Here is an 18,121-nt window from a genome sequence, read left to right as displayed (position 1 = left end):
GGATCAGTAACGGACTATCAGACCAATGGACGGATTTAGCAACATTCGGATGATTCGGGCGGGCGATGCAGACCGGCGAAGAGGTGATTAAACTCTCCAATCATCAGATCAAATACTTCCCAGTTGATGCAGTAGCAGGATTTGGCCCCGTCGATTTCGCCTTTAATGAGGTCGGCCTTCTTAAGTTCTTTCAGGTGTTGGGATACCGTCGCCTGCGCTAAGGGTAACACATCGACCAATTCCCCGCAGACGCAGGTGCTCCGCTCAGCCAGGGTTTTCAGGATGGCGACGCGGGCGGGGTGGGCGAGGGCTTTGGCGAAGTCGGCTAAGGAGACTTCGGCCGTATCAAATGCTTCCTTCTTATTGGTGGCCATGTGTTTGATTGTATATCGCAAATATACGATTAATTAAGAATACACCAACCGAATTGATATTTAATCGTATATTTACGATGATAATTGACTTTACACGCTGATCATCTACCCAAAAAGGACTCTATTATGAGGTTTTTCAACATAGCTCTTTCTCTCCTTCTCATGGCAACGACCATCAGCTTGGGTAACGACCCCATCAAAAAAGGCGTTTTGAATGACGCTTTAGTCACATACATCAACGCTCTCAAACCTGATTTTGCTAAAATCCCGGATGATCGCAAAGCTCAATTGGATAAAATTACTGCGTTCATTCAGCAGCAGGTAAACACCGGTGAACCCGTGCAGCTCACTTATATCTGCACCCACAATTCCCGGCGCAGCCACTTTGGGCAAATCTGGGCGGCTACGGCTGCGGTTTATTATGGCGTTCCAAATGTGAAGACTTTCTCAGGTGGGACGGAAGTGAGCGCCTTTAATGAACGGGCGGTAGCGGCCTGTTCAAGGGCTGGTTTCGTCATCAAAAAAGTATCGGAGGGTCCTAATGCGTTATACGAGGTGCAGTATGCGTCCGATACCGAACCCATCAAGGCCTTTTCCAAAAAGTACGACGATGCCACCAATCCTCAGCGCGATTTTTGTGCGGTCATGACGTGCTCACAAGCCGATGCAGCATGCCCAATCGTTAGGGGTGCTACCACACGGGTAGCCACGCCTTATGACGACCCCAAAGCATTCGATGGTAAACCCGAGGAAACCGCGAAATACGACGAGCGGTGTAAGCAAATTGCCACAGAAACCCTCTACGTTTTCTCAAAGGTGAAGATCAAAGCCTAACACACACGTGCCTTCAGCCAACGACCAGGCTCCGGCGCTCAAGCAGTAGCACATCCCGCCAAACACCATTGTGCTGCCCCAGTTTTTCCCGGTATCCGATAGTCCGAAATCCGTGTCGGTGGTGCAGGGCGACACTGGCAGTGTTCTCGGTGAAAATACCAGCCTGTAACGTCCAGAATCCAAGGGTCTCACTGTCGGTAATCAGCCGGTCAAGGAGCTGGCCACCAATGCCCTGCCCCCGCGCCGTAGCGCCGACGTAAACACTCACCTCGGCCACGCCCCCATAGACGCAGCGGCCCGATACGGCTGATAACAGCGCGTACCCAATGACCGCGCCGTTCTGCTCGGCCACGAGTTGCGGAGCGGGCAAGTATTTAATGGCCATCTCGTCTGGGGGCGGGGCCTGTGTCTCAAACGTAGCCTGACCGGTGTCGATGCCTTGCTGGTAGATTAAGACTAATGCGGGCCAGTCTTCCGGCCGAGCGGTGCGTATCGTCATAGCGGGATTTGTTTATCGATTGGCTAAGGACCGTTTGGCCGCAATTTCGGCTTTCGCTTTGGCCAGATCCGCCTGAAAACTGGGCTGCTTCAGGAGTTCATTCACAAACCGACGAGCCCATCCCCGCGACACTTCCGAATCACTCGGATAGTGTACACTAATCACCTCACGGGAATACGCCATCTCAGCCGCCATCCTAACGAACTCCGAAGTCAGGTCAGGAGCTAGTTCGCTCATCACGTAGGCGTTGGCGTAGGAAGCCGCTGAATGACCGCTGGGATACGCCGGGTGACCGGGCCGCTCGACGGGCTGTAACCTAGGTTCAAGGGCGTAGGGACGGGGGCGCAGGTAGCGGTATTTGAGCGTAAAAAAGTAATAGGTCGCATCCTGGTAAACGCCGGACAGCAACGCGGCCGTCAGGGGCACATTCTGATACGTATACCAATCGCCGAGGGGACTACCCACATGACACAGGCTGGTCCAGTTTCGGATGTAATCGGGATCGTATGGATTACTGACCGTGGGACTATGGTAGATAGCGGCTAATTTGGTGTAGTGTTCAACCTCGGCGGGTGTTCGATTCGCCTGTAGGTCGAGCAGGTAATCCAGTTCGGCGTGGGTCTGATCTGATGAATTGGCGGGTGGAGCTGGTACGGTCAGCAACGTGGGTACGTCGGCGGGTAGGTAAACACCTCGCAGCCGGGTACTCACAAAAGAACCCTTACTGGCATCCTTGAGCAAAAAGTGAACCGTGTCCATACTGGCCCGCGCGGGATTAACCCGCCGATCAATCCCGGCCAGCCGCTGGTACTGGCCCGATATGGGAACGGTAGGTCTGGTCTGGGCCGAAGCCGTAGTAAATAATCGCGCCAGCGCGAGAAACAACAGTAGACGGTAGTTCATAGTTATGATAAGGTAGTGAGGTGATAAAATCAATGATCATTCACCGGCAAAATAATAATACCCTGCCGGTGATAATGAATGCCTTAGCAACAACCACCGCCCGGCTGACAGACAGAACCAGAAGCGGGCATCACATCGATCAGTTGAACCGGTATCCTTACCGTACCCGTCACAACCGGTTTTTCGGCGTAGGCGGTAATGCTGACAATCCCGGTACCCGAGGCTCTGAATGCCGCTATCTCGTCAGTCGTCAGGTAGGCCATCAAGAGTTCATCAGGCAAGAAGATAGTCTTCTCCTTTTGCAGGGTCATGTTCGTAAATCCAGCGGTCTCGATGAGTTGCAGATAATCCGCTTTCTGAATAGCACCGGACACACAGCCCGCGTACATATTGGCGGCCTGGCGGAGGTTGTCAGGTAATTCACCGACTAATACGATGTCGGAAATGCTGAAGTGGCCACCGGCTTTCAGTACCCGGAATATCTCCGCAAACACGGCCGCTTTGTTGGGTACCAGATTGAGGACGCAGTTGCTCACCACCACATCGGCCATCTGGCTGCTTACCGGCATCTGCTCAATGTCGCCGGACCGGAATTCAACGTTGTTGAACCCTAATGCATCCGCGTTCTGGCGGGCCCGGCTAATCATGGCATCGGTGAAGTCTATCCCAATCACCTTACCTGCCGGGCCGGTTTCCTGCCGGGCGACAAAGCAATCGTTTCCGGCTCCCGACCCCAGGTCGATCACGGTGTCGCCGGGTTTGATACGAGCAAACTGTGTGGGAAGGCCACACCCTAAGCCCAGATCCGCATCAGCGACGTACCCGGCCAGTTGGGTATAATCATCGGCCATGATGCCGTGTCCGGCCACGCTGGGTCCGGCTCCGCAGCAGGAGGCCGCATTGTATTCCCGCGTCTGAGTAGCGATTGTGCCATAAGCTTCCTGCACGACGTTCTTGAGTGCGTTATCGCTCGCTTGTTGATCGGTTGTCATCTTGTTTATTGGTTTATTGTGATATTACGATTTGATAGGTCAAAAAATAAGTGCTCGTCAGCAGCAGGCCTTAACTAATAACAGGTCGAACACCCCCCCGAACGCTTGCCGGGCTTCTTCCCAGACAGGTTCGTTGATGCAGTAACACACGCGGGGCGGATCAATATCGCCCTGGATAATACCAATGCGCTTGAGTTCTTTCAGGTGCTGAGAGACGGTAGCCTGCGCCAGCGGTAATTCATCTACCAAATCACCACAAATGCAGGCCTTTTTCTGGGCCAGCAGTTGCAGGATGGCCACTCGTGCCGGATGAGCGAAGGCCTTCGCGAGTTCAGCGACCCGGTTTTGTTCCGCCGTAAATACTTCAGTTTTGGTCACTCCCATGCGTCAAAGGTAAGCGATTCTATCTATATCGCAATATTGCGATGAATAATTTTTGTCTTTTCGTCAATCACTTTGGGGAAGGGAACGAGAAGGGGGTTAGCCGATTTGGTTTACGACTTCTCCAACTGGTACCGGGAGAACAAGCCCTGGTAACGCACATCGCTTTCCCACCAGATACAGATGAAGCTATCCGGGTCTTCGATCCACTGATTTGAATGTAACCATCCGGCGTGACGAATGTCCTGTGTAGCGTACTCAACGACAATCATCGGCGGACTACCGGTCCGCAGTTGGACGACATCGCCCAGATCCAGTGCTGCCATGTCTACGAATAATTAAGATTCGGATGCCATGCTAATGGGAAGCTAAAGTAGTCAAATACAGTACGTCTTCAAGTGCCTGAACCTTAATCTTATCGAACGGAATAGGAGATGCGAAACAGGAGATTCAGGCAGTACACTACTACTTGGGCAAGTAAAGAGTCAAATTGGCACAGATAAGAGATTCATGGTCAAATTTGTTATCTAACCAAGCGTCTATTTCAGCACACCTTTCTTGTGTTAAGTTACATGATCCACCTTTTGATCATATGCGGCACACTGCATTGGTCGGAATTTTGCCGCAGTGGCCCGCGACGGCCCACCGTTTCCAACTTCTTTGCTTGGTCATGCCCAATATTACGTAGCGAATAACCGGTAAGAAACCGTTACTTAAAACGCCCGTTTTAGGTGATGTAGATGATTATTGTCTTCGAAAGGACAATCTAAATAATATGAAGTCTCAAAATGTTATCTCACTAATCAAAATCGAAATCTCACATTTTAGCTGAGTTTGTGAGACTGATTTTTCCCCAAATGACGAATTTGGTCCGTATTTTAGATTTACCCTATAACTTAAGATACCCCGCTTTGCCTGATGAGTATTGTCAACGGCGGGTAGATGTTTATCTTCATTCACAGCTAAAAAGGGGAAAGGAATTAATAACGACTCATCACGCAGTGGCCGTGGGAGAAACGGTACGATTCAAGTTCTTCTAACGACCAGTCGTTATACGTAGTCAAGGCTTTTTGTAGAAACTCCGTCAGGGTAAGTTTTCCTTTCACGCCCAAATTTGTTTTTTTATCCTTGAACTTATCCAGTTTCGCTTGCTCTCGCTCAACCCAGTAAGACCAGGTAGAAGGGAACGCTCTGTATAAATAGACGATCTCAGCGGGACTTTGAAACGGGCACATCATACAGTTTGATGGGATGGGGACCTGATGGCCATAATTGGCAATTAATTGTTGACAGGCTGCCCGGTTCAACCCTAAGTGGACCAGTGGGTATTCATGACGAACGCAAACCTGCCGCCATACTGGAATACTATCCGTTTTTTGGGATTGCTGTTCAAATACGGGTAGTGTCTCGCCGATGACAACCGGTTTTTGAACGATTGCCTTTTCAATTCGTTTTTCTTCGCCGGCCGCGAATCCAATCCAGCTTACCAATTTCCCGTATTATGTGGAATAAGAGATTGCTATCATTAATACATATATTTCTACTCTTATTATCTATTGAACAGTGCAATTTCAAATACGGAAAAAGACAACGTAGGGAGTGCGTGCCATTTAAGATAATAGATCAACTTAGGCTGATTTTGATTGACAAGAATCAATATTGATTATATTAGATACCTGTACTTAGTCGGTTTTTGTTTCCTCAGACGAGAGAGCTCTGTGCTGATTGATAACTGGTAAGGGACTTAAACTAGTCGATTTAATAGGTCGCTGGCCGTCAGGCATGGGTACATCCACTAAGCGGTGCAATAGTGCATCCATGGCCCCAACTGTATCTTCGACGGCGGCCCGTTCATCCTCTAGTAGAGGAATCATCTGCAGCATTCGTTGCAAATAGGCTTTGCCCTCCAACAACGGACCCTTGGACGAGGTCTTGGGGCGATAGAACGAGCATTTGGCGCAGGCCATACGGTGGGGACATTGATCGAAGAAATCATACGTACAGTAACCATGGCCTAAATCATAGTACTTCCAAGGCTCCCCGTTGGCAGCCGCTCCGCTTTGAATGGCATCTTGATCCAGCAACACTTCGATCATCCTCACGTTCCGATCAAAGTATCCAGCATCCCGGTAAGCTTTGGTCAATTTCGTCGGCGTAATCTTTGCGTATTGTTGGGTAGAGTCCGGCGAGTGGTGACCTAACCAGGCCTGCAACTCAAACAAACTCATTGGCTCACGGGCGTTATAAAGTTGGGTGGCGATGGTCGAGCGAGCTCGGTGAGAGGTAATGGGACCGCGAGCATCTTTTTCTGGCACACCGGCTTTCCGGCAGAGCATGGGAATAAGAGTAGTATTAAGGTACGTATTGCCAATTCGCTTCCCTCGGTAAATAAACAGGAACTGAACACTCTCCCCCGTTTTAGTGTCCCAACTGTCCAATGCATTAGGCCGAACTTGCTCCCAGGTATTGATCGCTTCGCCCATCAAACTGTCCACCGGCTTGACAAACGACCGACCGGTCTTGTTAACAGGTACCTCCAAAAGGCATATCGGTCTATTATTGGTTGAACTGTTAACCGAAGAAGGGTCTGGCGCTTGCCATCGGACACAGCCTACTCGCAAGCGCTTAATCTCGTCAGAACGTAGGCCACCAAACAACCAAGTTAGAGTAATTGCCCGAACCAGTTCAAATGGGTACCAGGGTTGCGGTTGCGGTTGAAGAACCCGTTGTGCCTTGGCGGGATGGCCTTTGGGCAAAACCTGGTGCAGACAAAGGGGCAGGTCAGCCTGCGTCAAGGTGAGACCAGCGCTCATCAGTTTGGCCCATATGTCATCGGCTATCACCCGTGGGTTAGGACCCCGTTGGGCTTTTAGTGAGCGAGGGGTGATGATACTCCGTTGGGGGTCAAAGCGAACCGGTATCCACCCCCACCGTTGACAGTCAAAAAAGAAGGTGCGTACGGTAGCGATATAAGTGCACTTGGTGTTGGTCATGAGGGGCTTGCCCGCTAAAGGATGGGGAGCAGCCTCTGGATGGTTCCACTCACCGACAACCATTCGATCAACTGCCACCACCCATTGAGCGGCCAGATCCCGTGACCACTGCTCAGGAGAAGTAATCTGGGGGTGTTGGGCCATTAACCAGCGCCCGACCTTGATCAAGACAACAACCTTAGCGTCCCGGCACTGAGGAACGACCGTCGAGGCCGCTCGCCATCGTTCACACCAGCTTACCCACTCGGTTGAAACGGCATCGTTAACTCCGGCGCGGGGACGACAACCCATTGGAGTTAGTTCTAAGGGTTGGGTCAGAACACCTAATTGGTATAACGCCCGGGAAAGTGGAACACAGGACCGACGGGGGGAAGGGTCCATCTCCTGCCGTACTCGCCTCAACAAATCTGTGGATAGGTCACCCAGATCGGTACTGCGAGCTAATAGCATTGAGTAGGCTAAAACGATAGGCATGCTATTCTCAATCAATGATTGGCCCATACCCATCTGCTTCATCTTGGTGGCTACTCTTTGGGTGGCCGCCTGGACTGGCTCGGTGCCGAACACCCGCTTAGCAAAAAAAATCTGTTCTAAAAATCCGTACTGGGAAAAGGCGCTAAAATTGCCGGGTAAATAGGCACACGCCAGCAACAGCAGACGTCCTGAACTCCCATTACTACGAAGGCCGTACCTTTGACTAAACTTGGTTCCGCTGGTGCTCAGGATCTGGCACCATTCCCCTTCCAGCCAAGTCCACCAAGGCGTCTGACGTTGGTGCATCTCGGTCATTAAGGTGTTCAGGGCGAGTTGATACTCATCCTGACACCCCCCGACTCGGGAATGTATCAGGTTAAAAGGAGCAACCAGACGCCCCAAGTGCTGCTTCTGGCATTCAGCCATACACCCATACCGGTGTGCCTGACGATACATCTTCCGTTGCACTAAGGCGGCTTGTTCCTCTTCGGTCAGGACAGGAGTTAGATGACTAGGTGGTATCAAGTCCAGCCAGTTGGTTGGTGGAAAAGCTTTCATAGGGTCAGTTGGGGTCAATCGTAGACGTAATCCCGTGTAACAATGCCAAGCGTTGAACATGGATCGAGTTCATACTCCGCTGAAAGCGGTCAGCTAAGTCTCGACCGCTGAGGTGAATGTAAATCAGGGTCGTATCGGTATGCCGGTGACCCGCGAATTGAGCAATTTCGTGGATGTCCCAACCGGCCCGCGCTAAGTCGGTTAAGCATAGATGGCGTAGTGTATGGGAAGTGAATCGGAGCAGCTCGGCTTTTCGGGCGATAGTCTGAACCGCTTTCGACCAGGTCCAGATGCTGATAGGCATACTTCGATTGCGCCGTGACTCAGACAAAAACAGGGGACCACGGTTCCGACTTAGACTCTGACGTTGTCGTAAATAGGCCATGTAGAGCTCACCTGTTGCGACCGAATAGGGTACTACTCGGCTGCGTCGGCCTTTGGTCGCTTCGGCACGTAGCGTTATGAGCCGTCGAGAGGGGTCAATGTCGCCGGTTTGCAGAGAGCACACTTCCTCACGACGCAGGCCAGCATCGTAGGAGAGGGCAAACATTAACCGATTACGCAGGGTCTCGGTCTTTAGGTATGTCATTAACTGGTTCCAATCCTCATCAGAAGGAATCCAGGGCAGCTTCTGATAGTGGGGAATCAAACCCCGATCCCGATAGCCTGCGAAGCCCTTGTAGGGCGTGTACACCCCCCGTCGCACTGGGTTATCCTGAGTACGAATCCCCTCCTCGACCAAAAAATCATAGAACAAGCGAACGGTCACCAGCCGCTGCTGCATGGTGGCATTGGCTAACCCCACTTGACGCTCGGCCGTTGGACGAGCTAAGGGTTGATTCGCTAAGTGATGGACGTAGTGGGCAATATGTTCCCGAGTCGCAGTCTCGATGACCATGCTTTGCTGCAGACAAAACCGTAGGTAGTCAACCAGGTTTCGGCCATAGGCATCAATAGTAGCATTGGCCAAGCCTAAGTTGATCTGGATCGAGAACCAGTGTTCGGCCGCCGGCAAGGCATATAACAGGGGAAAACGCTGAATCCAATTCGTGTCCATAGCCAACCATCGGAAAAAGTTGTTAAAGCCTGGAGGTAACGTGGCTTAAAATAAAATGGATCTGAAGATGATCCCAGACGGTGTAGGTAGTTAGCGAAGTTGGAAAAAATCAGATCGAAAAGCAAGGGAATAAATCTGTTTTTTCTTATTCCACATAACTGTTAATGAGCTTTGTACTCATAATACACTTTGTGCCCAATCGCTTTAAAGCCGTAGGCCTGGCGTAGCCAGTCACCTAAAAACCGGTAACAGACTTGGACCTTCAACTGATCGGTACAGGACTTTTGAAAGCCTACACCCATGATAGTATTATTTTTTCCCATCTGGTGCATCAGGCTTTGCCAGGTACGGCCATGATACCCCATATCCGCGCTTATAAGGTAAAATTCAATGCCGACTTGTTGACACCAGTGCTGCAAGCTGGCTACGTACGCCATTGTTTTGGGAAACTCGTTACCGGTATCCGCCATGATACAAACAAAGTGGCCTTGAACAAACTGGCGACTAAACGCAACATCATAATAATACTTCAGTAAGAGAGCCACCGAATCCTGCCCCCCCCCCACAAATAAGACAATAGTGGGTTTAGTTAGCAGGCCCAACTTAGCATTCCGTTTCCACATAGACGAGCAGGCAGCCGGTAAATCGACCGTTTATATGTTTATGAATTGATCGACCGATTAAATGAAGGGAGGCAGGACCACTTGACACTGTTTATAAACGATAAACCTTTGTCTATCAGCTATATAAATATAATCAATCGAATTAGAAGGAGCAACAGAATGAATGGCTTAGCACTCTTATAAGCCCGTCCTCCCCCCCTTTATCACTTTGTGAATTTCGTGTTGTGTTTGTAGAGTGTCTGTGTAATGATGGTGTAGTGTTGTAGGGGCGGTTGTTGTCCGTTGTATACCCACCGGGATACACAACGGACAAGGGTAGTTAAGCCGCAACGGGTAAGGCTTCCGTCTGTAGATTACTCGCGTTACTTTCGGCCTCTAAAAGTTGCTGTAGCTGTTGCACGGATTCTTCGAGCGCGTCTAATTCAGCCTGCCGTTTGAAGGTTTGCGTTAGTCGGGGGCTGTATTCATCGATTACCTGCTGACTGTACGCTATAGACTGCCGGGCCGATACTGGCGCATCCGTAATCCGTTCTAAATTAGCTCGTAGGGATGGAATTAAGCCGCTGGCGTGTTTTATAGCAACCATTAAACTCAATCCCCAACTGTACTCAATTCCATAGGTAGGCTCTGTAAAATCGTCAACTATAAGCAGTCCCTGTAAGCCAATCGTTAATCCATTTATTTTCAGCGTTCCCCGCGCTTCGGCTCCCCGTTTAGCAAGGTGTCTTAACCGAAGAAAATAATCTTCTAAATCATGTCCCCACTTCTCCGAGTACATTTTACCCGCAAATTCTACGCTGTCAACCGTAAATCCATTGGGAAATTTACCGCCTATTATCTCAGCTTCCAGGTCCAGTTGAGGGAGCTGGGCAAGTAGTTTGTTTACTACGTTTCGGTTTCGTTCAATCATTCCCTGCGCGTCTATCAACGTCCGTTTCCAGTTCTTTTTCTGCTGTTTCAGGCGCGTAAGCTCATGGTTTTGTGCCGTGTACATCAAGGCGTATTGACTACCCGAAAGCGTTGCCATCATCTGGTCAAATGACATGGACGAAAAATCATCATCGGACGAAACATCACTGATAGAATCGGTTAAATTGGTGCCTTTTAGGACCTGATTAATAAACTTCTGTTTGATTGCCAACCGGCCATAAGCGGTTGCATCCAGGGTTCGTTCCACGCCGTAGGTCAAAATTTCTACTGGTATTTTCCAAAGCGCATGTAAGTTTCCTTGGCGAAGGATTCGCCCGTTACGCTGGCCGAAATCCGTTGGCCGTGCGGGGGCGTCGAGGTGGTGAACCGCGTATAGGCGTTCCTGAACGTTTACTCCTACGCCCATGCGTTCCGATGACCCTAATAATATCCGTACGTCGCCGGTTCTTACATTTTGAAAGATAGGTTCCCGCTTATTGGCGTCTGCTGGAACTATAGCAATCTGATTAGCTTCTACGCCTAATGCGATTAATTTAGCCTTTATATCCTCAAACAGGTTGAAACGAGGTTTGCCAAAATCAGGATTTGGGTAGCGTTGTTCGTCGTCCCAAAATTCGTCCGTAGTGGCCGGGCTCTGGTACAAATCGGAAAACACAAGTTGCGTTCCTTTATAAGATGCGGTCTGAACATAGCGGCTGAATAGTTCAGCTACGGCGCGGTTAACTTTAGAACCGTCTTCGTCGGGATTACTAACCGATAGTAACCGAATGTCGAGGGTGGCTTTTTTGGCCTGCCCGAACATGACTAACGGAACGTGAGCGTTTTCCTTTTTCTGCTTGCCCGACAATTTTTCGTACCAGGATAGCGTCTGTCGGACCACGTTTAATTCTGCCGCAATCCCTTCTGTTTGGGGCAATAAAATACGGGTATAACCGGGTTCTATGCGCTGGCTACCGTCTTCCTGGGTTTGGGTTTGCTCCTTAAGAACGGGTAAGGTGGCGTCTTCCTTAAACTCAACTACATCCTCATTCAGCACGACGTCAACGTGACTTCGGTAGAGGTCTGATAACTGTTGAACATTCACAAATTTTGCGAACCGTTCAATTGCCTTAAACTGGCCGCCCGGTGTTAACTCAAACGATGGAATAATTTGTCCAAAGGTGCCCGCAAACTGGTCAAACGTAGTCAGTTGCAGGGATTCCAACCGGTCAATGGCAAGGTAGCGTAGCATCGTCCATGCCTCGGCCATAGTGTTACTGATCGGCGTACCCGTAGCCAGTACAACCCGCCCCCCTTTGCGTTGAATTGTCCGGCATTTTGCCATTGCCTGGAATGCATCTTGTGACCCCTCCGAATCGATCCCTTTAACATTTCGGCGGTGCGTGTGGAAGCCGTAGCGCTTATATTTGTGGGCCTCGTCTAAGAATAAACCATCTACACCTAACTGCGCGAAATGTAAAATATCGTCCTGCTTGCGGTCGGCCTGCGCTTTGCGCCTGACCTCAACGCTCAGTTTTAATTTGTTCAGCGCCTTAATGCGCTTTTTACTGGCGCGTTGGTCTTCTCTGGATGAACTGCCCTGCGCTTCAATTCGGGCAATTTCTTCACTGATCAATTCTTCCTCAGCGGTCGGGTCGGAAGGTATTAATTTCAAGAATGATTGCGGTAAAACAATTCCATCAAATTTATTGGTGGCAATGCGTTGTAGAAACCGTTTTCGATTGGTGGTTTCCAGATCGGATTTCTCCGGTACATAAATTAACGCGGACGGATACAACGTTCGCCACGCTCTAGCAAAATCCCTTACCGTTGAATTTTGCACGGCAATAATGACCTTCGACAATCGCCCTAGCCGTATCATTTCCATTGCCGCTGAAATCATGGTAAAGGTCTTACCCGTACCTACTTCATGGGCCAACATGGTATCCTCATCCTTTATCCGTTCAACGCCTTTAAACTGGTGGTTCCGCAAAAAAATGAACGGACTGGCACCGGGATAATGGGCAACCTGTGGCCGGTGGTACGTTTTAAATACGTGGCCGTTAAAACGGTCATTAAACGCTTTTTCTATGCGTTCCACGTAGTTTGTCCGGCAGTAGTCAATAAACAGCTCCTGTAGGACTTCCTGCGCTTGTACGGCCTGTGAAGTGGCTTCAATGTCTTTAATCTCCCGCTTATTACCTTCTGCGTCAAGAATGGTTTTTGTAACTACGACGCTACGTCCATTAAGCGCGGATTCGATCAAATCAGATGCTTTACGTTCTGCCGTTCCCATAGATCGGTTTTTCACCGCGTACGGATTGTTGACCGTAAGATCATACGCACAGGACTGGTCGTTATACCGTAAGCGTATATCCAGTTCAAGTTCGTGCTTTACCCATCCCGTAATTAGTTCGGCTGGTAGCCAGACGGAACCTAACTGGAAAGTGATTAATGAGAGCGGAACCGTTGGGGGCATGACAGCTTCCAGGGCAAGAATGTTGGCCTGTAATGCTGGTTTCTGATCCAGCCATAATCTTGCCTGTACTATCTTCTCCCGAATATCCCCTGACAAATACGTGTCACGATTAATCAACTTATCAGTCGCCGGGTGTCGAAAAACCAATCGTTTTGTGATTAATTCATGCTCAACTTCGGAAACTGTTTTGGTTAATTTTGCCGCTATAAAGGCGCTGTCTATGCGTCCGCACTCATAAAGGGAAACCCGTAATGCATCCTCGGCGGTTTCGACCACTGACAAGGGACGGAGCGGATAAACCCGCTCGGTCAGAATAGCCGATTTGCTAATGACATCTTTTCCGTCCTTTCCTTTTTCAATCAGTTCAAGGGCCTGAACCATCAAAAATTTAGGGTCGTACCCTTCCAGAAAAGCAATTGAGCGGTTTTTATTAAGCCTACCGAAACAACCCGTAAAGCGGTAATATTCGTTGTTTAATGCCTGCCGCAATGGGTCGATAACAACATCGGCTTCTGCGTTCAGTTCCGCACGTAGCAACGCGGAGAAGGCGGCTTTTAAGGTCTCGTACTCGCGGATAATCAGGGATTGGGTAAAACTGCGCCCTTTGATGTTTACGCGTCCTGCATAGCCATTCACCGCCATACGGCCCAATTCGCCAAATGGGTTCCGGTTAAGGGGTTTAAAAATGGCTGTTGGCAAAAGGGTTAATGCGCCGTCAAGACGAGTGGTCAATTCGTTGGGATTAGCCAGAAATAACGTTTGGGAATCTCCCCGGTATAAACCGCCTTTGCCAATTTCTTCGGCCAGAAACATTTCACCCAGCATCATTGCAGGCCGCTCGGCAAAATACTCATTAATGATAATCGATTTTGCAATTTCGGTTTCTTCATCGACCGGGGCTATCGTGCGTACAGTCGTTGTTCCGACAAATGAAAATTGGCTAAACCGGCGTACACTAGCTACGCACTTTTGCATAAATAAAATATCGGTCGTTACTTCTGTACCTGCGTTTTGCTCAAACGCACAACTTGGCAACCGGATAGCCCCTACCAGTTCCATTCCTTCCCGATGCAAGTGTTGGCGAAACTTACGGCTTCCACTATCCAGCGTTCCCGCTGAGGTTATCAGAGCCAGTAACCCCCCTTCCCGAATTAACCGGGCTGAACGACCAATAAAGTAATTATGAATTGGTAGATCGGATAAATCCCGATTGTGACGGTCGTACACTTTGTAGTTGCCAAAGGGTACATTTCCAATGACTAAATCAATACTTTCAGGCTGAATCTGTACGTCCTCAAACCCGCTCACGTGGGTTTCAAGTTCAGGATACAGCAACCCTAGAATCTGCGCCGACAGCGTATCCTTTTCGATAGCCGTTACGCGGCTTTGCTGACGTAAATTGTCCGGCATGGCACCAATAAAATGACCACTACCCGCCGCGGGCTCTACTATGCGCCCTCCGGTAAATCCCATTGAAACAACGGCTTGCCAGATGGCTTTGATAACGGTATGACTGGTATAATACGCATTTAGCGTTGATTGGGAAGCACGTTCTATTTCTTCATCAGATAACAGTTCCCCTAGTTCCAAACGTGCTTTATAATAGCGTTTACCCCAACGTTCCACCTCGGCGCTCATGGGCGAGAGCTGGGCGGTAGCTTCTCCGTACTCGGCAAAGGCTTCCAGATTCCACACGTTTGCCAGTTCCCCCCAGCCTGAAAACTGAACTAACAGCTTTTTTTCGTCGTCGGTAGCCGGTCGATCTTCCCGCAGTAATTGTTTTGCTAACCGGATAGCCGTGACGTTGGCAATTAATTTGGCCTTTTCTCCAAAAGGGGTTAATACCGTATTATGATTAATTCGGAAATAGGAATGCAGGGGGGGGATTGCGTCAAGCAGTCCAGAAGCCGCAAGCGCAGTTGGCTGAGTAAGCTGGCTGACGACCTCTTTAGTCAGGGCATCAAACCCAATGGAATCAAAGATGCTCAACTGCTGGTACAAAGATTGTCCAGCCGTCGTTTTTTTCTTTACGGAGCGGTTCATTAAAAGGGCGTATTTGTTGCGATTATCTATTACTAAAATACGCCTTTATTTTCAAAAGAACAACTATAAAATCAAATATACGAAAGCGATTAGCCGCTTTTCCCCTTATTCCCTATTGTGGTGAGGGTGTCTGTGCCTAACGGTATTTTCTATACGTTTAATAAAATGGTATTGTGTAATATAGTGTGGTGCAGTAGTTCTTTGCTTAATCCCTGCCGCCTGGCACGTACTACTGTCAGTAGATTCGGTAGCGTTTGAATAAATCAGCAATGAGCCTGGTAGCTGGCTCATTGCTATGATGGGATTCAGGTAATTCCTTACAAGGAATCAACAACGAGTACTTTACCGTTCGAAAGTTTTCTGATGATGTGTAGCAAATTTCGATCAATAAGCCAGGCTTTGGGAAACGCAGTGTAAACATCCGCTTCCCCTACGCAGAAAAAGCTACCCGTAGCTTTCTGGACAACATCAACTGACTCATTGAAGGCCAAATAATACTTACCCTCACCGATCAATACGGTTGGCATAACCAGTTTATTGTTGATGTATTGAATACCGTGTTGGTTGGCATCCCTAAGTAGAGAGGCTTGTTGAGTAGTCATAGCGGTCACGATTATTGATTTACTAAAGATAGTAAATTATTAGCGTCAACCGAAGTTAAACAGTTAACAGTCAGAGTAATACAAAAGACTTATCCCCTCTGTCCCGTTACTTATACCGGAAAATTGACTCAGTGCCAAATTAATTCATCTGTTTTAAAGTCCGGATGATAGACCGTCCCATTTGGGTCTTGAACGGTAAGCACGATACGGGTTGCACCCTGTTGGATGACTGATGAAACCAGTTGCTGAATTTGTTTTTCCCGCTGTTGAGGCTGGTCCGATGGTTGCTGAAGTGGTGCAACGGCGGTTCTTGTCCTGCCTTTATAGTATTCGTACAAATCCAGTATTTGAGCCTGTGGGTACAAATCGTTAACTGCGTCAAAGTGAACCGTCATGAGTTTAGCCCTGTAAGGTTTATCCTTTTTATACTAGTCTGGGAGTGCATCCTGCATCCTATCAAATATACTACCTATTGGCTTTCACTCAGGAAAACTGCTCTATTAATGTTTCGGGGATTGCCTTGGCTTTGTAGTAGTCCCTTTCTGGTGAAATGTTACTGGCAGTGCTGGCGTTGAGTTGCTTACTGTTAGAATACCCTGTTGATGCGGATTAGCGGCCAGGGGTGGTTTGGGCGGGGGAAGGAGTTGAATATGTCGTGGGTTGGCGACGCTCTGCCGGATGATCTGTTTAGTTGTTTCCCACCTGCGGCCATTTAGCATATCAATGGCAGTAGTGGTACGTTCAGCATCATCAAAAAATGTAATTGCCCGGCGTGTATGCTCAAGTGCTTGTGGGGAAGGGTTAAACTGTTTTTGATAGTTAATTAATATTCTCTCAAATGGCATTTTCTGGAGCAACTCGGCTAAATCAACGTAATCCCGACGGGCTCCCCGGTTAGCGGCCGCATGAAGTTTCATGGCCGATGCATCATCGAGACCTAGTACTCTCAACCCATTGACCTCAAGCGGGCTGTGCTTCATTGGGTAAGGAAACTTGATCATATCCAGTTTAACACCGTCCAAAAAGCCCCTGATTCCCAAGTCACCCATAGACGTTATATCCAACCGGTCCCCGAAGGTTTTCTCCATAAAGGATTTCATCTTGGGCGCTGTTACATTAAGGGGACTGAAGAGGTCAATGTCAGTGCTCATGCGGTGACCCAGTTGAAGCGTTAGTGCCGTTCCTCCGCACAGGACAAATCCAGCCTCCTTAAGGGTTGGGTTCGCCATTAATTCATGAAGTACGTTGAACGTACTGGTATCCAGGCTCTGATAATGCAGCATCATTTTCTACGCAGGTTAAACACTCCGCATTGTCATTATAAAATGAATTTTCAATAGACAATATAGAAAATATTTATCGTTAATAATTGCTCATTAATAGGCTTTCGAAAGCTTTCACTACGAGTATGTTCTTAAAAACTGACGAATTGAATGGGTTCTGCGGCTTTTTTACGGTAGCTCAGGAAAGCAGTTGGCTCAACACTCCACCACAAACTGCAGAAAGAAATGGTAGTCGACTGGAGTTCGGGGGCGTTAAATAATGCCTGTTTAATTCGTTCAATACCAAAATAACGGACTGCTATGGCTCGGTCCTCATGCGTACCATTGTCCATTACCCTCGCTATAATCGTATCCGCATCGACTGGGTTATTGATATCCATCTTTTGAGTATCTAAACCCCAAAAACTACGTTTATTGAATTGCAGAGAAACGGGTTTGGATTCAGTGGAGACATTCATCGTTTTTGTCGTTTAGATATGATTTGTTGACCGGCAGAGTCCTGTTGTTAAGAAAACCTTTAATACTTAAAAATAAGCGAGATAGGTGTCGTAGTCAAGTGTTTTAGGTCTGTCTCGACTTAAGGCGCTAACAGGCAGTAATTTAGAATTATAGGTGTGTGGCAAATGAGCAGTTTTATTCGCCAAGTGACGGTAAAAAGACTGCCGGCTTCTTCGGTTTCCTCCAGTCTAACAACGATTCTGTCCATAAACTGATGTGGTAAGTTTAAAGTCTGTAAGATTCGATTACCGATCACGTAGTAGTGAAAAATCAACAGGGCATATGGTAACCATTTATAATCAAAATAAGCACGCTATTTGTCTTGTTCAAAGTCCTTTCTCATAAGTGGTCGACTATTTGATGTAAGTTGAGATACCGTCAATAGTTCGTCAATAATTAAGCAGCTATACAGCCGAAACTATACAGTTGACGCACTTGAGGGTCATTTTTAGTCAGCTCAGTGCCTTGCGGTAAGATGGAAAAAAAACGATCCAGTAATAACTTGTTGTGATACAGGGTCTTTACATCAGCCATCGAAAAAGGCTGCTGACCAACGCCCTGCTCTATTTTGGCGATATTGACCGCTGACAAAGCGGTGTTCACATGGAAATCCAACTTG

Annotated in this window: 17 protein-coding genes; 1 reads left to right on the top strand and 16 read right to left on the bottom strand. The window is 48.5% G+C overall.

Features of this window, described 5'->3' with window-relative positions; all coding sequences use genetic code 11:
* Positions 1–35 precede the first annotated feature (35 nt).
* The gene (locus tag B156_RS0120305) at positions 36–374 is read right to left on the bottom strand and encodes an ArsR/SmtB family transcription factor (protein ID WP_018621617.1); all 339 of its coding nucleotides are present in this window, start codon (positions 372–374) and stop codon (positions 36–38) included.
* Positions 375–536: 162 nt separating this feature from the next.
* Between B156_RS0120305 and B156_RS0120300 the strand changes: the two genes are divergently transcribed.
* Entirely contained in the window at positions 537–1,208 is a 672-nt protein-coding gene (locus B156_RS0120300; RefSeq protein WP_018621616.1) for a low molecular weight phosphatase family protein, read from the top strand.
* A gap of 13 nt (positions 1,209–1,221) precedes the next feature.
* Here the strand turns inward: B156_RS0120300 and B156_RS0120295 are convergent, their stop codons facing one another.
* The 15 genes from B156_RS0120295 to B156_RS29540 all read right to left on the bottom strand — a co-directional run.
* On the bottom strand, positions 1,222–1,707 hold the full coding sequence (locus B156_RS0120295) for a GNAT family N-acetyltransferase (protein WP_018621615.1): 486 nt from the start codon (positions 1,705–1,707) through the stop codon (positions 1,222–1,224).
* Between the two features lie 12 nt (positions 1,708–1,719).
* Entirely contained in the window at positions 1,720–2,610 is an 891-nt protein-coding gene (locus B156_RS29555; protein ID WP_018621614.1) for a phosphatase PAP2 family protein, read from the bottom strand.
* A gap of 83 nt (positions 2,611–2,693) precedes the next feature.
* On the bottom strand, positions 2,694–3,602 hold the full coding sequence (locus B156_RS0120285) for an arsenite methyltransferase (protein WP_018621613.1): 909 nt from the start codon (positions 3,600–3,602) through the stop codon (positions 2,694–2,696).
* A gap of 57 nt (positions 3,603–3,659) precedes the next feature.
* Positions 3,660–3,986: an ArsR/SmtB family transcription factor gene (locus B156_RS0120280; RefSeq protein WP_018621612.1), complete on the bottom strand. Its 327-nt coding sequence runs from the start codon at positions 3,984–3,986 to the stop codon at positions 3,660–3,662.
* A gap of 110 nt (positions 3,987–4,096) precedes the next feature.
* A complete protein-coding gene (locus B156_RS0120275) occupies positions 4,097–4,309 on the bottom strand; it encodes a DUF2158 domain-containing protein (protein ID WP_018621611.1) in 213 nt (70 codons plus the stop codon).
* A 654-nt stretch (positions 4,310–4,963) separates the two neighbouring features.
* Positions 4,964–5,221, bottom strand: a complete 258-nt coding sequence (locus B156_RS31965) for a hypothetical protein (RefSeq protein WP_211211242.1) — start codon at positions 5,219–5,221, stop codon at positions 4,964–4,966.
* A gap of 444 nt (positions 5,222–5,665) precedes the next feature.
* Entirely contained in the window at positions 5,666–7,120 is a 1,455-nt protein-coding gene (locus tag B156_RS29550; protein WP_169518270.1) for a tyrosine-type recombinase/integrase, read from the bottom strand.
* 892 nt (positions 7,121–8,012) lie between these two features.
* Positions 8,013–9,065, bottom strand: coding sequence for a tyrosine-type recombinase/integrase (locus tag B156_RS0120260; RefSeq protein WP_018621608.1), 1,053 nt, complete (start codon positions 9,063–9,065; stop codon positions 8,013–8,015).
* 161 nt (positions 9,066–9,226) lie between these two features.
* On the bottom strand, positions 9,227–9,688 hold the full coding sequence (locus B156_RS0120255; RefSeq protein ID WP_018621607.1) for an adenine nucleotide alpha hydrolase family protein: 462 nt from the start codon (positions 9,686–9,688) through the stop codon (positions 9,227–9,229).
* 319 nt (positions 9,689–10,007) lie between these two features.
* Positions 10,008–15,119 carry a DEAD/DEAH box helicase family protein gene (locus tag B156_RS29545; RefSeq protein ID WP_018621606.1) on the bottom strand — a complete coding sequence of 1,704 codons (5,112 nt, stop codon included), beginning with the start codon at positions 15,117–15,119 and terminating at the stop codon, positions 10,008–10,010.
* Positions 15,120–15,436: 317 nt separating this feature from the next.
* Positions 15,437–15,721, bottom strand: coding sequence for a hypothetical protein (locus tag B156_RS0120245; protein WP_018621605.1), 285 nt, complete (start codon positions 15,719–15,721; stop codon positions 15,437–15,439).
* Positions 15,722–15,849: 128 nt separating this feature from the next.
* On the bottom strand, positions 15,850–16,116 hold the full coding sequence (locus B156_RS0120240; RefSeq protein ID WP_018621604.1) for a hypothetical protein: 267 nt from the start codon (positions 16,114–16,116) through the stop codon (positions 15,850–15,852).
* A gap of 105 nt (positions 16,117–16,221) precedes the next feature.
* Complete coding sequence (locus B156_RS0120235; protein WP_018621603.1) at positions 16,222–17,007, bottom strand: nucleotidyl transferase AbiEii/AbiGii toxin family protein; 786 nt, start codon at positions 17,005–17,007, stop codon at positions 16,222–16,224.
* Between the two features lie 128 nt (positions 17,008–17,135).
* A complete protein-coding gene (locus tag B156_RS0120230; RefSeq protein WP_018621602.1) occupies positions 17,136–17,462 on the bottom strand; it encodes a DUF6922 domain-containing protein in 327 nt (108 codons plus the stop codon).
* A gap of 436 nt (positions 17,463–17,898) precedes the next feature.
* A partial coding sequence (locus B156_RS29540; RefSeq protein ID WP_018621601.1) for a hypothetical protein occupies positions 17,899–18,121 on the bottom strand: 223 nt, incomplete at its 5' end.

It is taken from the genome of Spirosoma luteum DSM 19990 (assembly GCF_000374065.1).
Classification (GTDB): Bacteria; Bacteroidota; Bacteroidia; order Cytophagales; family Spirosomataceae; genus Spirosoma; species Spirosoma luteum.
Note: the sequence above shows the minus strand (reverse complement) of the source record. Positions and strands in the feature narration are given on the sequence as shown.

Excerpts from the sequence above, each read along its gene's own strand:
- B156_RS0120230 (WP_018621602.1), bottom strand. The coding sequence starts at position 17,462 with ATGAATGTCTCCACTGAATCCAAACCCGTTTCTCTGCAATTCAATAAA.
- B156_RS31965 (WP_211211242.1), bottom strand. The coding sequence starts at position 5,221 with ATGATGTGCCCGTTTCAAAGTCCCGCTGAGATCGTCTATTTATACAGA.
- B156_RS29550 (WP_169518270.1), bottom strand. The coding sequence starts at position 7,120 with ATGGCCCAACACCCCCAGATTACTTCTCCTGAGCAGTGGTCACGGGAT.
- B156_RS0120235 (WP_018621603.1), bottom strand. The coding sequence starts at position 17,007 with ATGATGCTGCATTATCAGAGCCTGGATACCAGTACGTTCAACGTACTT.
- B156_RS0120300 (WP_018621616.1), top strand. The coding sequence starts at position 537 with ATGGCAACGACCATCAGCTTGGGTAACGACCCCATCAAAAAAGGCGTT.
- B156_RS29555 (WP_018621614.1), bottom strand. The coding sequence starts at position 2,610 with ATGAACTACCGTCTACTGTTGTTTCTCGCGCTGGCGCGATTATTTACT.
- B156_RS0120260 (WP_018621608.1), bottom strand. The coding sequence starts at position 9,065 with ATGGACACGAATTGGATTCAGCGTTTTCCCCTGTTATATGCCTTGCCG.
- B156_RS0120240 (WP_018621604.1), bottom strand. The coding sequence starts at position 16,116 with ATGACGGTTCACTTTGACGCAGTTAACGATTTGTACCCACAGGCTCAA.
- B156_RS0120280 (WP_018621612.1), bottom strand. The coding sequence starts at position 3,986 with ATGGGAGTGACCAAAACTGAAGTATTTACGGCGGAACAAAACCGGGTC.
- B156_RS0120275 (WP_018621611.1), bottom strand. The coding sequence starts at position 4,309 with ATGGCAGCACTGGATCTGGGCGATGTCGTCCAACTGCGGACCGGTAGT.
- B156_RS0120295 (WP_018621615.1), bottom strand. The coding sequence starts at position 1,707 with ATGACGATACGCACCGCTCGGCCGGAAGACTGGCCCGCATTAGTCTTA.
- B156_RS0120285 (WP_018621613.1), bottom strand. The coding sequence starts at position 3,602 with ATGACAACCGATCAACAAGCGAGCGATAACGCACTCAAGAACGTCGTG.
- B156_RS0120245 (WP_018621605.1), bottom strand. The coding sequence starts at position 15,721 with ATGACTACTCAACAAGCCTCTCTACTTAGGGATGCCAACCAACACGGT.
- B156_RS0120305 (WP_018621617.1), bottom strand. The coding sequence starts at position 374 with ATGGCCACCAATAAGAAGGAAGCATTTGATACGGCCGAAGTCTCCTTA.
- B156_RS0120255 (WP_018621607.1), bottom strand. The coding sequence starts at position 9,688 with ATGTGGAAACGGAATGCTAAGTTGGGCCTGCTAACTAAACCCACTATT.
- B156_RS29545 (WP_018621606.1), bottom strand. The coding sequence starts at position 15,119 with ATGAACCGCTCCGTAAAGAAAAAAACGACGGCTGGACAATCTTTGTAC.